This window comes from Pseudomonas sp. H9, from assembly GCF_004353925.1.
Lineage (GTDB): Bacteria > Pseudomonadota > Gammaproteobacteria > Pseudomonadales > Pseudomonadaceae > Aquipseudomonas.
Window position 1 is genome coordinate 104,380 of record NZ_SMOK01000039.1, and the last position, 14,498, is coordinate 118,877.

The following is a 14,498-nucleotide window of genomic DNA, read 5'->3' on the forward strand; positions in this document are numbered from 1 at the left end:
AAGTCCTGACCCTTAAACGGCCATCAGGTCCTTTTCTTTTGCTTCGAGCGCTTTGTCGACTTCACCCACAAACTTGTCGGTCAACTTCTGCAGCTCGTCTGCGGCGCGACGCTCTTCGTCTTCGCTGATTTCCTTGTCTTTGGACAGTTTCTTCAGGTCAGCCAGCGCATCACGGCGAACGTTGCGCACAGCGACCTTAGCCTCTTCTGCCACCGCACGGGCCTGCTTGGTGTAACCCTTACGGGTCTCTTCGGTCAGAGCTGGCATCGGCACACGAATGGTGGTGCCGGCGCTGCTTGGGTTCAGCCCCAGATCGGAGGTCAGGATCGCCTTCTCGATTGCAGCGCTGAGGTTTTTGTCGTGAGCGACAATTTTCAGCGTACGGGCATCTTCAACGCTGATTGCGGCTACCTGATTCAGGGGCATATCGCTACCCCACGCTGGCACCCTAACGCTATCCAGAATGCTCGGGTGAGCACGACCGGTACGGATCGATGCCAGGTTGCGACCCAGCGCTTCGATGGACTTGCTCATCCGCTCCTGAGCGTCTTTCTTGATTTCGTTGATCATTTTTGAACTTCCTCGATCAGAGTTCCTTCAGCGCCACCATGCACGATATTCAGCAAGGCGCCGGGCTTGTTCATGTTGAAGACGCGCAGCGGCATCTTGTGATCACGGCACAGGCAGATTGCCGTCAGGTCCATCACACCCAGCTTGCGATCCAGCACTTCATCGTAGGTCAGATGATCGAACTTCTCGGCATGCGGGTCTTTGAATGGATCTGCAGTGTATACACCATCGACCTTGGTTGCCTTCAATACCACGTCAGCATCGATTTCGATGGCACGCAGGCACGCTGCGGAATCGGTGGTGAAGAACGGGTTGCCAGTACCGGCAGCGAAGATTACAACTTCTTTGGAGTTCAGGTGACGCATGGCTTTGCGGCGATCGTAGTGATCGGTCACGCCTACCATGGAAATAGCCGACATTACGATGGCGGTAATGTTCGCGCGCTCCAGCGCATCACGCATGGCCAGGCCATTCATCACCGTCGCCAGCATACCCATGTGGTCGCCAGTGACGCGATCCATGCCGGCTGCACTCAGCGCCGCGCCACGGAACAGGTTGCCACCGCCGATCACCAGGCCGACCTGAACACCAATTCCGACCAGTTGGCCGACTTCCAGCGCCATGCGATCCAGGACCTTGGGGTCGATCCCGAACTCTTCCGACCCCATCAGGGCCTCGCCGCTAAGCTTGAGTAGAATGCGTTTATAGCGAGCTTGATAACCACTGCCCTGCTGAGCCATTGCGAATCTCTCCTGCGGCGTTTGAAAAAAATCTTGCGGGCTGTTTTCAGCCTGCGCGTAACTCTAAGCGTGGCGCAGCTACTGCACCAGCGAAAGGCAGTCTCGTAAACCGCCCCCGCTTTGACAAAGAGGCTGCGCGCGTGAGCGGGCAGCCTCTTCGGGGCGACAGATGTGAATCTGTCTTATTGCTTGGCAGCAGCCAGCTGAGCGGCAACTTCTTCAGCGAAGTTGTCGACTGGCTTCTCGATGCCTTCGCCAACCTTGAAGTAGGTGAAGGAAACGATTTCGGCACCGGCTTTCTTGGCCAGATCGCCAACTTTGATCTCAGGGTTCATGACGAAGGCTTGCTCAACCAGCGAAGCTTCTGCCAGGAACTTCTTGATACGACCGTCGATCATGTTGGCGACGATATTCTCAGGCTTGCCCTTCATCTTCTCTTCGTTCAGCTGCATGAATACAGCCTTCTCGCGCTCGATTGCTTCAGCGGAGACTTCCGATGGATTCAGGAACTCTGGGTTGCTTGCAGCTACGTGCATGGCGATTTCTTTGGCCAGCTGGACGTCGCCGCCCTTCAGGACAACAGCAACACCGATTTTGTTACCGTGCAGGTAGGTACCGACAACGTCACCCTCAACGCGCACCAGGCGACGGATGTTGACGTTCTCACCAACCTTGGCAACCAGGGCTTCACGAGCCGCTTCACGGGAAGCGATCAGTGGAGCGGCATCGGTCAGCTTTTCGGCGAAAGCTTGTTCAACGCTTTCAGCAACGAAGTTTTTGAAGTCGTCTTGCAGAGCCAGGAAGTCGGTTTGCGAGTTGACTTCCAGCAGAACGGCAGACTTGTCGTCGGCCTTGATGGCGATAGCGCCTTCAGCAGCAACGTTGCCAGCCTTTTTGGCGGCCTTGATGGCGCCCGAAGCGCGCATGTCGTCGATTGCTTTTTCGATGTCGCCGCCAGCCTTGGTCAAGGCTTTCTTGCAGTCCATCATGCCTTCGCCGGTACGCTCGCGCAGTTCTTTAACCAGCGCTGCAGTAATCTCTGCCATTTCAAATTCCTCTTGGATAGGTTTTCAACCATTCCACCCGATACTTGACGGGCGTTCAATTCTGTAAATCCACTTGCCAACAGTCATGCCAAACAAGAATGCAACGGCGATGCTGACAAGTGGATTTCAAGGTGGCAAAAAGGGGGCCTAGCCCCCTTTTTGCGTGCCAAGTAGACGCCAGGCGTCAATTACTCAGCAGCTGGTGCCGCTTCTTCAGCGTAAACTTCGGTGCCACCGGCAACGTTGTTGCGACCACGGATAACGGCGTCAGCCATCGAACCCATGTACAGCTGGATAGCGCGGATGGCGTCATCGTTACCTGGGATGATGTAGTCAACGCCTTCTGGGCTGCTGTTGGTATCGACAACGCCGATAACCGGGATGCCCAGCTTGTTGGCTTCGGTGATAGCAATGCGCTCGTGGTCAACGTCGATCACGAACAGGGCATCAGGCAGGCCGCCCATGTCCTTGATACCGCCCAGGCTGCGATCCAGTTTTTCCAGGTCGCGGGAGCGCATCAGAGCTTCTTTCTTGGTCAGCTTCGCGAAGGTGCCATCTTCGGCCTGGGTTTCCAGGTCGCGCAGACGCTTGATCGAAGCACGGATGGTTTTGTAGTTGGTCAGCATGCCGCCCAACCAGCGGTGATCGACGTACGGCGAACCGCAACGTGCTGCTTCTTCAGCAACGATCTTGCCAGCGGAACGCTTGGTGCCGACGAACAGAATCTTGTTTTTGCCCTGAGCCAGACGCTCGACGAAAGTCAGCGCGTCGTTGAACATTGGCAGGGTTTTTTCAAGGTTGATGATGTGAATCTTGTTGCGCGCGCCGAAAATGTACTTGCCCATTTTCGGGTTCCAGTAACGGGTTTGGTGACCGAAGTGCACACCGGCCTTCAGCATATCGCGCATGTTGACTTGGGACATGATAGTTCCTTGATAAGTCGGGTTGGGCCTCCACGTATCCCAATGACCAACCCAGGATCCGTAGATCAAAGGCACCCAGGTCATCGTGTCGACACGTGTGTGGGTTTAAGCTCTGAGGGGCTATCCCCGCAAAGCGGCGCATTTTATATCACACAACCGCAACAAACGGAACCCGAATTACCATCTGCGGGAGCGGGTTTGCCCCACGATTGTATTTCCCCAGGTATATCGCATCGCACGGCAAGCTCGCGCCCGCCGGAGCTGGCAGCATTTCGTCCGTCACTGCCTTTTGCACCAGCACCGTAATCGCGCCAGAATGCCTCTATATAAAGGTTGTATCACTGTCGCCGCCGCATGAGCGGGCGCGGCTCTGGTAGAATCCGGCCTTTCCTCAGATTATTCGCGCATCCAAGCGCCGTAGAGAGCCTGCAATGACCGTTACCATCAAAACTGCCGAAGACATCGAAAAGATGCGCGTCGCCGGCCGCCTGGCCGCCGAAGTGCTGGAGATGATCGAAGAGCACGTCAAGCCTGGCGTCACCACTGAAGAACTCGACCGTCTGTGCCACGACTACATTGTCAACGTTCAGAAGGCCATCCCGGCACCCCTCAACTACAAGGGTTTCCCGAAGTCGATCTGCACGTCGGTCAACCACGTCGTGTGCCACGGCATTCCGGGTGACAAGCCACTGAAGGATGGCGACACCCTGAACATCGACGTAACTGTCATCAAAGACGGCTACCACGGTGACACCAGCCGCATGTTCCACGTCGGCAACGTGCCGGTTTGGGCCGAGCGCCTGTCGCAGGTCACCCAGGAATGCATGTACAAAGCCATTCAGCTGGTCAAGCCGGGCTGCCGCCTGGGCGACATCGGCGAAGTGATCCAGAAACACGCGGAAAAGAACGGCTTCTCGGTCGTGCGTGAGTTCTGCGGCCACGGCATCGGCAAAGTGTTCCACGAAGAGCCGCAAATCCTGCACTATGGCCGTGCAGGCACCGGCATGGAACTCAAGGAAGGCATGACCTTCACCATTGAGCCCATGATCAACCAGGGCCGCGCTGACACCAAAGTGCTGGGCGATGGCTGGACTGCCATCACCAAGGACCGCAAGCTCTCGGCGCAGTGGGAACACACCCTGGTGGTGACCGCCACCGGTTACGAAATCTTCACCCTGCGTAAAGACGACACCATTCCCCGCACGTCGGCCTGATTTCAACAGGAAAGTGACTCGATGCCCCAGGTGGATCCCGAGCTGTTCGATCGCGGCCAGTTCCAGGCGGAACTGGCTCTCAAGGCTAGCCCCATCGCAGCCTTCAAGAAGGCCATCCGCCAGGCGAGCGACGTGCTCGACAAGCGCTTTCGTGAAGGCCGTGAGATCCGCCGACTGATCGAAGACCGCGCCTGGTTCGTCGACAACATCCTGCAACAGGCCTGGAACAAGTTCGACTGGAGCGATGACGCTGACATCGCCCTGGTAGCGACCGGCGGCTATGGTCGAGGGGAGTTGCACCCCTACTCCGATATCGACCTGCTGATTCTGCTCGACAGTGCCGATCACGAAGTGTTTCGTGACTCGATCGAGCGCTTCCTGACCCTGCTCTGGGACATTGGCCTCGAAGTAGGCCAGAGCGTTCGCTCGATCGATGAATGCGCCGAACAGGCACGCGCTGACCTCACGGTTGTCACCAACCTGATGGAAAGCCGCACCATCGCCGGCCCCGAGCACCTGCGCCAGCGTATGCTCGAAGTCACCAGCACCGCACATATGTGGCCAAGCAAGGATTTCTTCCTGGCCAAGCGTACCGAACAGAAAGCCCGGCATCACAAGTACAACGACACCGAATACAACCTTGAGCCTAACGTCAAAGGCTCACCCGGTGGCCTGCGCGACATTCAGACAGTACTGTGGATTGCCCGCCGCCAGTACGGCACCCTGAACCTGCACGCTCTTGCAGGCGAAGGATTCCTGCTGGAAAGCGAAAACGCCCTGCTGGCCTCTTCCCAGGAGTTCCTGTGGAAGGTGCGCTATGCCCTGCACATGCTCGCCGGCCGCGCCGAAGACCGTCTGCTGTTCGACCACCAGCGCAGCATTGCGGCGCTGCTCGGTTTCAGTGACGAGAACCCCAAGCGCGCCATTGAGCAGTTCATGCAGCAGTACTATCGGGTGGTAATGAGCATCGCCGAGCTTAGCGACCTGATCATCCAGCACTTCGAAGAAGTCATTCTCGACGACGACAGTGGCAGCACCCAGCCGCTCAATGCCCGTTTCCAACTGCATGACGGCTACATTGAAGCGGTACGACCGAACGTCTTCAAGCGCACACCGTTCGCCATGCTGGAAATCTTTGTGTTGATGGCCCAACACCCGGAAATCAAAGGCGTGCGTGCCGACACGATTCGCCTGCTACGCGAACACCGGCACCTGATCGACGACGATTTCCGTAACGATATCCGCAATACCAGCTTGTTCATCGAACTGTTCAAGTGCGAAATCGGCATTCATCGCAACCTGCGTCGCATGAACCGTTACGGCATTCTGGGCCGCTACCTGCCGGAGTTCGGCTTGATTGTCGGGCAGATGCAACACGATCTGTTTCATATCTATACGGTCGACGCCCACACCCTGAACCTGATCAAGCACCTGCGTAAGCTGCAGTACACGCCGGTATCAGAGAAATTCCCGTTGGCCAGCAAACTCATGGGCCGCCTGCCAAAACCCGAACTGATCTACCTGGCCGGCCTGTATCACGACATCGGTAAAGGCCGTCAGGGTGACCACTCGGAACTGGGCGCCGTGGATGCCCAGGCGTTCTGCCTGCGTCACCAGTTACCGGCGTGGGACAGCCGCCTGGTGGTCTGGCTGGTGCAAAACCATCTGGTCATGTCGACCACTGCTCAGCGCAAAGACCTGTCCGACCCGCACGTGATTCACGACTTTGCTCAGCAGATGGGCGATGAAACCCGTCTGGACTACCTGTATGTGCTGACCGTAGCCGACATCAACGCCACCAACCCCAGCCTGTGGAACTCCTGGCGCGCTAGCCTCTTGCGCCAGCTGTATACCGAAACCAAGCGCGCCTTGCGCCGCGGCCTGGAAAACCCGCTGGATCGCGAAGAGCAGATCCGCCAGACGCAAAACGCAGCACTGGACATCCTGATCCGCGAAGGTACCGACCCGGACGATGTCGAGCAGCTCTGGGCACAGCTGGGCGATGACTATTTCTTGCGCCACACCGCGGCCGATGTAGCCTGGCACAGCGATGCGATCCTTCAGCAACCGGCCGATGGTGGCCCTTTGGTACTGATCAAGGAAACCACCCAGCGCGAATTTGAGGGCGGCACGCAGATTTTCATCTACGCACCGGACCAACACGACTTCTTCGCCGTGACCGTGGCCGCCATGGACCAGCTCAACCTGAACATCCATGACGCCAGAATCATTACTTCCAGCAGTCAGTTCACCCTCGACACCTACATTGTGCTCGACAACGATGGGGGCTCGATCGGCGACAACCCACAACGGGTCAAGGAAATCCGCGACGGTCTGACCGACGCGCTGCGCAACCCCGACGACTATCCGACCATCATCAAACGTCGCGTACCGCGCCAACTCAAGCACTTTACTTTTGCGCCACAGGTCACCATCCACAATGACGCCCAGCGGCCGGTCACCATCCTCGAACTCAGCGCCCCCGACCGTCCGGGCCTGCTGGCGCGGATCGGCAAGATTTTCCTGGAGTTCGACCTGTCGCTGCAAAACGCCAAGATTGCCACCCTCGGCGAACGGGTCGAAGACGTGTTCTTCATCACCGATGCCGACAACCAACCGTTGTCTGATCCACAACTGTGCAGCCGCCTGCAGGATGCCATCGTCGAGCAATTGCGCGTCGACCAGGCCGCTGCGGCAACCGTTTCCCGCCTGACCATTTAACGTTTGACGAGACCCAGCGCCGATGAACACCGATTTGCTTCAGCTTCAGCCCTACCCGTTCGAGAAACTTCGCGCCTTGCTCGGCAGCGTTCAGCCCGCCGCCGACAAACGCGCCATTGCCCTGTCGATCGGTGAGCCCAAGCATGAATCGCCGGCGTTCGTCGCCCAGGCTCTGGCCGACAATCTTCAGAGCATGGCCGTGTACCCAACCACTGTGGGGCTGCCAGCCCTGCGTCAAGCCATCACTCGCTGGTGTGAGCGCCGCTTTGGTGTACCCAGTGGCTGGTTGGATGCCGACAAACACGTACTGCCGGTCAATGGCACCCGTGAAGCACTGTTCGCCTTCACCCAGGCTGTGGTCAACCGGGAAGCCGACGGTCTGGTAATCAGCCCTAACCCGTTCTATCAGATCTACGAAGGCGCAGCCCTGCTGGCGGGTGCGACCCCGCACTACCTGCCTTGCCTGGACAGCAACGGCTTCAACCCTGATTTCGACGCTGTTTCGGCTGACACCTGGAAGCGCTGCCAGATCTTGTTCCTGTGCTCCCCCGGCAACCCGACCGGCGCCCTGGTGCCGATGCAAACGCTGAAAAAGCTCATCGCCTTGGCCGACGAACACGACTTCGTGATTGCCGCCGACGAGTGCTACAGCGAACTCTACTTCGACGAGCAAAGCCCGCCGCCTGGCTTGCTGAGCGCCTGCGTTGAGCTGGGACGCAGCGACTTCAAGCGTTGCGTGGTGTTCCACAGCCTCTCCAAGCGCTCCAACCTGCCAGGCCTGCGCTCCGGCTTCGTGGCCGGTGATGCAGAGATCATCAAACCGTTCCTGCTGTATCGCACCTATCACGGGTGCGCCATGCCGGTACAAACCCAACTTGCGAGCATCGCGGCTTGGAACGACGAAGCCCACGTACTGGCCAACCGCGACCTGTACCGTGAGAAATTTGACGCTGTGCTGGATGTTCTGGCACCAGTACTTGATGTACAGCGCCCAGACGGTGGTTTCTACCTGTGGGCCAAGGTACCGGGTGATGACGCTGAGTTCTGCCGTGGGCTGTTTGAAAACCAGCACGTGACCGTGGTACCAGGCTCCTACCTGTCGCGCGAGGTAAATGGCATTAACCCGGGTGCCGGGCGTGTACGCATGGCGCTGGTTGCGCCACTGGCCGAGTGTGTGGAAGCGGCCGAGCGGATTCGCGAGTTTTTGAAAGGCTAAGTTCGCGTCGCGGGGCAAGCCCGCTCCCACAGATTCGGCCGGTGGGAGCGGGCTTGCCCCGCGACAATACCCCTACTTTACTGCCCCCAGATTGGCCTCGCTCAGGTCGAGCTCTTCCAACACCTGGCGCACCACATCATCCCCAACCTGGTGATGGCGGTGCAGCTTGTACAGTTCCAGGCGCTGGGCGCGCAGTGCTCGCAAGCGCAGACGTCGCTCCAGTAAATCCATCTGTTCGGCCAAGGCTTGAGCTTCTGCCGTGTCGTTGAAACTCTCCAGTTGATGACGATACTCAGCCATCAAACGTGCTTTCAACTCTGCCGCTAAAGCCGCCTGAGCGGCATCCTGAGTGGCACCTGGCTCAATCAGCTCTTCGGCTTCCAACGCATGAATCGCCGCTTCCGCAGTCTGACGCCAGACGTCCTTGGCTTCCTGGCGCAAGGCGTCGTCCGGGCTTTTGCTTACGCCTCGCAACAACAGAGGCAACGCAATGCAGGCCGTTACCAGTGATAACAGAATCACCCCGGCGGCAATGAAAATCAGCAGGTCTCGCTCGGGAAAGGCTTTACCCGCGCTGATCAGCAAAGGTACCGACATGACGCCAGCCAAGGTCACCGCCCCACGCACCCCACCGATGGTCAATAACCAGCACGAACGGGCATTGGGTGTCACCACCAGATCTGCCTTGCCGCGCCAACGACGAATCACCCCGATCAATCGCCAGATGCTCTGTACCCAGACAAACCGCAACACCACCAGCACGGCAAATATCGCCACCACATCCAAGCAGCGCCACAGCAAGGTTGGCATCAACGTCGCTTCATGACTGGTAACCGCCTTGATGATGTCAGGCAACTGCAGACCCAACAGCAGGAAGATCAAGCCATTGAAGCTGAACTCCAGTAGCGACCAGACACTGCGATTGAGCAAACGGGTACTGGTCTGCCGGGGCAACAGGTCAAGCCAGCTTTGCATCATCCCGGCGGCAACTGCCGAGAGAATCCCCGAAGCCCCCAGGCGCTCAGCCAGCACGTAAGCGGCGAACGGCAGCAGCAACATGAACACCACGTGAGTGGCTGGGTCGTCCCAGCCACGCGCGATCATCCAGGCCCGCAGGCGCCCTACCAGCCAGCTCAGGGCGACCCCGGTAGCCAGGCCACCAAGGGCTACCAACACGAAAGTGGCGCTGGCTTCCGCCAACGAGAACGCGCCGGTGATGGCTGCAACCAGTGCAAACTTGAAGGTCACAAGGCCCGTGGCATCGTTCATCAATGCTTCACCTTGAAGCATATGCATCAAAGGGGTCGGCAGACGGTCCTGAGTAATGGCCGATACCGCCACGGCGTCGGTGGGCGACAGTACCGCAGCCAAGGCAAACGCCACAGGCAACGGGATGCTCGGCAAAATCCAATGAATGAAGTAACCGGCCCCGACCACGGTAAACAACACCAGGCCCACCGCCAGGGTCAGAATCGGGCCACGCAAGCGCCAAAGGTCGCGCTTGGGCATGCGCCAGCCATCGGCGAACAACAGCGGTGGCAAGAACAGAAACAGAAACAATTCCGGGTCCAGGGCCACATGCAGCCCCAGGGTCGGCCAGGCCAGCAACGCCCCGGCGCCAATCTGCACCAGCGGCAAGGGCAACGGGATTACCCGGCCAACCAGTTTGGAGACACTCACCAGCATCAGCAGGATGAGAACGGTGTAGGCTGATTGCATACGGCGTGTACCCTTCGATTCAGACAGTCAACAGCACTCCTGTTGCCCGTTGCCGGGCATTGCCATTGAATCGACATAGTAGACGGTCAGGATGCTGCCGCGCCGCTGCACAAAAGTCGCAGGCCGCTTCGAAACCTGTAACACAATGCTACAAAGTGCATCGGCGAGACCAACCCAAAGCGGTCGACCGTGGCATAATCCTTCACCATTTTTTCCCAGGAGGGGCAAGACATGACCAAACGCGACACGCCATTGCACCTTTATGGAATCAAAGCCTGCGATACCATGAAGAAGGCCCGTACCTGGCTGGAAGACAAAAGCCTGGCCTACGACTTTCACGACTACAAAACCCAGGGTATCGACCGTGCGAGCCTGACCCGCTGGTGCGACGAGCACGGCTGGGAAACGGTGCTCAATCGCGCCGGCACGACCTTCCGCAAACTCGAAGACGCCCAGAAGGCCGACCTCGATCAGGCCAAGGCCATCGAATTGATGCTGGCCCAACCTTCGATGATCAAGCGCCCCGTGCTGGATCTCGGCGAGCGGACGCTGGTCGGCTTCAAACCGGACCTGTACGCCGCCGCCCTGAAATAACGCGGCGCCCCGCTTTCACTCAATTTCGCAAGAGGTAACTGCATGTCCACTACCCTGTTCAGCCTGGCTTTCGGTGTCGGCACCCAGAACCGTCAAGGCGCCTGGCTGGAAGTTTTCTACGCACAACCCCTGATCAACCCGAGCGCCGAGCTGGTTGCAGCCGTCGCCCCCGTGCTGGGTTACGAAGGTGGCAACCAGGCCATTGCCTTCAGCAACGCGCAAGCTGCACAGCTGGCCGATGCCCTCAAGGGCGTTGACGCGGCCCAAGCGGCCCTGCTGACCCGTCTGGCAGAAAGCAACAAGCCACTGGTCGCGACCCTGCTGGCCGAAGATGCAGCCCTGAGCTCCACCCCGGAAGCCTACTTGAAGCTGCACCTACTCTCGCACCGTCTGGTCAAGCCTCATGGCCTGAGCCTGGCCGGCATCTTCCCGCTGCTGCCAAACGTAGCCTGGACCAGCCAGGGTGCAGTCGACCTGGCCGAGCTGGCCGAACAACAACTGGAAGCCCGCCTCAAAGGCGAACTGCTGGAAGTGTTCTCGGTCGACAAGTTCCCGAAAATGACCGACTACGTTGTGCCTGCCGGCGTGCGTATCGCCGACAGCGCCCGTGTGCGCCTGGGCGCCTACATCGGCGAAGGCACCACCATCATGCACGAAGGCTTCGTCAACTTTAACGCTGGCACCGAAGGCCCTGGCATGATCGAAGGCCGCGTTTCGGCCGGTGTATTCGTTGGCAAGGGCTCGGACCTGGGCGGCGGTTGCTCGACCATGGGCACCCTGTCCGGTGGCGGCAACATCGTGATCAAGGTCGGCGAAGGCTGCCTGATCGGCGCCAATGCCGGTATCGGTATTCCGTTGGGCGATCGCAACACCGTTGAAGCCGGTCTGTACATCACCGCCGGTACCAAGGTGAACCTGCTGGACGAGAACAACCAACTGGTCAAAGTGGTCAAGGCCCGCGACCTGGCTGGTCAGACCGACCTGCTGTTCCGCCGCAACTCGCTGAACGGCGCCGTGGAGTGCAAAACCCACAAGTCGGCCATCGAGCTGAACGAAGCGCTGCACGCTCACAACTAAGGTCTGCACGAAATATCGCCGAGCGGCGGTCAGGCAAGGCGAAAACAGGCGAGGAAGCCGAGTTTACGGGTTGTAACTGAGGATTCCGAGCCTGTTTTCAACGCAGCATGAGCGTCGCGCAGGCATATTTCGTACTGAGCCTAAGTGGTACCATCGGGTCTGGCCTACCGCCAGGCCCGATACTCAGGTCCAATCATCATGTTCCAGCCCTCCCCGTGGCGCGCCGATTTTCCGGCCATCGCCGCCCTGCAACGGCAGCACCAGACCTACCTGGACAACGCTGCTACCACGCAAAAACCTCAGTTACTGCTCGATGCCCTGAGCCACTATTACGGCCACGGTGCTGCCAATGTGCATCGTGCCCAACACCTTCCGGGTGCCCTGGCTACCCAGGCCTTTGAACGCAGCCGGGAGAAAGTCGCTGGCTGGCTCAATGCCAACGACACCCAACAGATCGTTTTCACTCACGGCGCCACCTCAGCGTTGAACCTGCTGGCCTACGGGCTGGAATGGCAGTTCGAAGCAGGTGATGAAATCGCCGTCAGTGCGCTGGAGCACCACGCCAACCTGCTGCCCTGGCAGCAACTGGCGCAGCGTCGTCAATTAAAACTGGTGATTCTGCCACTGGACAACCGTGGCTTGATCGATGTGGAAACGGCCCTGCAATTGATTGGCCCACGCACCCGTCTGTTGGCGGTAAGCCAGCTGTCGAATGTACTGGGCGCCTGGCAACCTCTGGAGCCCTTGCTGGTTCACGCCCAGGCCCAAGGCGCTCTGACGGTGATCGATGGCGCCCAAGGTGTGGTCCATGGCCGTCATGATGTGCAGCAACTGGGCTGCGACTTCTACGTCTTCTCCAGTCACAAGCTCTATGGCCCGGACGGTGTCGGTGTGCTGTATGGCCGCAGCGAAGCGCTGGCACGTCTGCGTCACTGGCAGTTCGGTGGCGAAATGGTGCAGATCGCTGACTATCACAGCGCAAGCTTCCGCCCGGCACCACTGGGCTTCGAAGCCGGCACCCCGCCGATTGCCAGCGTGATCGGCCTCGGCGCCAGCCTCGACTACCTGGCAGGGCTCGATGCCAACGCCGTCGCCGAGCACGAAGCCGGCCTGCACCGCTACCTGCTGTGCGGCCTCAATGACCGCGAAGGTATTCGCCTGCTCGGCCAGCCGCAGCTGGCCCTGGCCAGCTTCGTGGTTGAAGGCGTGCACAATGCCGACCTTGCGCACATGCTCACAGAGCAAGGCATCGCGGTGCGCGCCGGGCACCACTGCGCCATGCCACTGCTGAAAAGCCTGGGGCTTGAGGGTGCGATACGGGTTTCCCTTGCACTGTACAACGACGCCGACGACCTGCAGCGATTCTTCGAGGCACTGGATCAAGCCCTGGAGCTGCTGCGATGAACTTACCGGCGAACGCGCAAAATGCGCTGAACAGCTTCGAACAGGCGTCAGGCTGGGAGCAACGGGCGCGCCTGCTGATGCAATGGGGTGAGCGCCTGGCCCCGTTGAGCGAGGAAGAACAGTCCGACGCCAACCGCGTGCACGGCTGTGAAAGCCAGGTGTGGCTGGTAGCCGAACAACGGGACGGTCAATGGCACTTCAAAGGCGCCAGTGATGCACGGATCATCCGGGGTTTGCTGGCGCTGCTGTTCGTTCGTGTCGAAGGTTTGTCCAGTGCTGACTTGCAGCAACTGGACCTGCCCGCCTGGTTCAACCAGCTGGGCCTGGGCCGTCAACTGTCCCCTTCACGCAGCAACGGCCTGAACGCCGTACTACAGCGTATGGCTCAGCTAGCCGCAGGCAGCTGAGCCTTGGCTTTGCGCTCGGAAGGCCGACGGGCACCTGCCACCAGCTTCTCTATCGCCTTGCTGGCGGCGACCATGCCGAAGGTTGCCGTCACCATCATTACTGCACCAAAGCCGCCGGAACAGTCGAGCTTGACGCCTTCACCGACGAAGCTCTTTTGCAGGCAAACACTGCCGTCTCCCTTCGGGTAACGCAGCTGCTCGGTCGAGAACACACAAGGCACGCTGTAGTTGCGAGTAACCGTGCGGGAAAAACCGTAGTCGCGCCGCAGGGTTGAACGCACCCGCGAAGCCAACGGGTCATTGAAGGTTTTGTTCAAGTCGGCAACACGGATCTGAGTCGGATCGATCTGCCCGCCAGCACCACCGGTACTGATGATGGTGACCTTGTGCCGCTTGCACCAACCAATCAACGCCGCTTTGGCCATGACGCTATCGATACAGTCAATCACGCAGTCGATGTCTTCACCGATGTACTCGGGCAAAGTCTCCTTGGTGACGAAATCCACAACCGCATGCACCTTGCACGACGGATTGATCGCACGCAGGCGTTCAGCCATCACTTCAGCCTTGGCGCGACCGATGTTGCCCTCGTGGGCGTGCAACTGACGGTTGGTGTTGCTGACGCAGACATCATCGAGGTCGAACAGAGAGATCTCGCCCACGCCGCTTCGCGCCATCGCTTCAGCCGCCCAGGAACCGACACCACCGATGCCGACGATTGCCACATGGGCGTCGCGCAGGCGCTGCAGGCCGTTGTCACCGTATAACCGGGCAACACCGGCAAAGCGTGGATCATCTGTACTCATGGCCATACCCCGAAAAAACCGGCGCGCATTATAGGCCTGTTGCAGCCCGATGCCATCCTGC

Annotated in this window: 13 protein-coding genes; 7 read left to right on the forward strand and 6 right to left on the reverse strand. The window is 59.3% G+C overall.

Translation table 11 applies throughout. The features are described 5' to 3' along the window. Nucleotides 1-12: 12 nt before the first annotated feature. From frr to rpsB, 4 genes are all read right to left on the reverse strand, one after another. Entirely contained in the window at nucleotides 13-570 is a 558-nt protein-coding gene (gene frr, locus E1573_RS23390; RefSeq protein ID WP_133216914.1) for a ribosome recycling factor, read from the reverse strand. Then, entirely contained in the window at nucleotides 567-1,310 is a 744-nt protein-coding gene (gene pyrH, locus E1573_RS23395; RefSeq protein WP_010224848.1) for a UMP kinase, read from the reverse strand. Before pyrH ends, frr begins: the two co-directional genes overlap by 4 nt. Before the next feature lie 182 nt (nucleotides 1,311-1,492). Next, entirely contained in the window at nucleotides 1,493-2,356 is an 864-nt protein-coding gene (tsf, locus tag E1573_RS23400) for a translation elongation factor Ts (protein ID WP_133216915.1), read from the reverse strand. A 188-nt stretch (nucleotides 2,357-2,544) separates the two neighbouring features. Further along, nucleotides 2,545-3,279: a 30S ribosomal protein S2 gene (rpsB, locus tag E1573_RS23405; protein ID WP_038614011.1), complete on the reverse strand. Its 735-nt coding sequence runs from the start codon at nucleotides 3,277-3,279 to the stop codon at nucleotides 2,545-2,547. A 431-nt stretch (nucleotides 3,280-3,710) separates the two neighbouring features. On the opposite strand from rpsB, the gene map reads away from it, so the two are divergent. From map to dapC, 3 genes are read left to right on the forward strand one after another with little or no spacing between them, the layout of a single operon-like run. Beyond that, nucleotides 3,711-4,493, forward strand: coding sequence for a type I methionyl aminopeptidase (gene map / locus E1573_RS23410; protein WP_133216916.1), 783 nt, complete (start codon nucleotides 3,711-3,713; stop codon nucleotides 4,491-4,493). Nucleotides 4,494-4,514: 21 nt separating this feature from the next. Continuing rightward, nucleotides 4,515-7,214, forward strand: a complete 2,700-nt coding sequence (locus E1573_RS23415; protein ID WP_133216917.1) for a [protein-PII] uridylyltransferase — start codon at nucleotides 4,515-4,517, stop codon at nucleotides 7,212-7,214. 22 nt (nucleotides 7,215-7,236) lie between these two features. Beyond that, the gene (gene dapC / locus E1573_RS23420; RefSeq protein ID WP_133216918.1) at nucleotides 7,237-8,430 is read left to right on the forward strand and encodes a succinyldiaminopimelate transaminase; all 1,194 of its coding nucleotides are present in this window, start codon (nucleotides 7,237-7,239) and stop codon (nucleotides 8,428-8,430) included. 72 nt (nucleotides 8,431-8,502) lie between these two features. Here the strand turns inward: dapC and E1573_RS23425 are convergent, their stop codons facing one another. Further along, nucleotides 8,503-10,149, reverse strand: coding sequence for a Na+/H+ antiporter (locus tag E1573_RS23425; RefSeq protein WP_133216919.1), 1,647 nt, complete (start codon nucleotides 10,147-10,149; stop codon nucleotides 8,503-8,505). Nucleotides 10,150-10,380: 231 nt separating this feature from the next. Here E1573_RS23425 and E1573_RS23430 point away from each other — a divergent pair, with 231 nt between their 5' ends. From E1573_RS23430 to E1573_RS23445, 4 genes are all read left to right on the forward strand, one after another. Next, nucleotides 10,381-10,743 carry an ArsC family reductase gene (locus E1573_RS23430; RefSeq protein ID WP_133216920.1) on the forward strand — a complete coding sequence of 121 codons (363 nt, stop codon included), beginning with the start codon at nucleotides 10,381-10,383 and terminating at the stop codon, nucleotides 10,741-10,743. Between the two features lie 42 nt (nucleotides 10,744-10,785). Further along, nucleotides 10,786-11,820 (forward strand): 2,3,4,5-tetrahydropyridine-2,6-dicarboxylate N-succinyltransferase, encoded by a 1,035-nt coding sequence (gene dapD, locus E1573_RS23435; protein WP_133216921.1) that lies wholly within the window; start codon nucleotides 10,786-10,788, stop codon nucleotides 11,818-11,820. A gap of 198 nt (nucleotides 11,821-12,018) precedes the next feature. Further along, complete coding sequence (locus tag E1573_RS23440; RefSeq protein WP_133216922.1) at nucleotides 12,019-13,224, forward strand: aminotransferase class V-fold PLP-dependent enzyme; 1,206 nt, start codon at nucleotides 12,019-12,021, stop codon at nucleotides 13,222-13,224. Further along, on the forward strand, nucleotides 13,221-13,631 hold the full coding sequence (locus E1573_RS23445; protein ID WP_133216923.1) for a SufE family protein: 411 nt from the start codon (nucleotides 13,221-13,223) through the stop codon (nucleotides 13,629-13,631). Before E1573_RS23440 ends, E1573_RS23445 begins: the two co-directional genes overlap by 4 nt. Here E1573_RS23445 and tcdA read toward each other — a convergent pair. Continuing rightward, nucleotides 13,610-14,437, reverse strand: a complete 828-nt coding sequence (gene tcdA, locus E1573_RS23450) for a tRNA cyclic N6-threonylcarbamoyladenosine(37) synthase TcdA (protein ID WP_165957381.1) — start codon at nucleotides 14,435-14,437, stop codon at nucleotides 13,610-13,612. The genes E1573_RS23445 and tcdA overlap by 22 nt on opposite strands. Nucleotides 14,438-14,498: the final 61 nt, after the last annotated feature.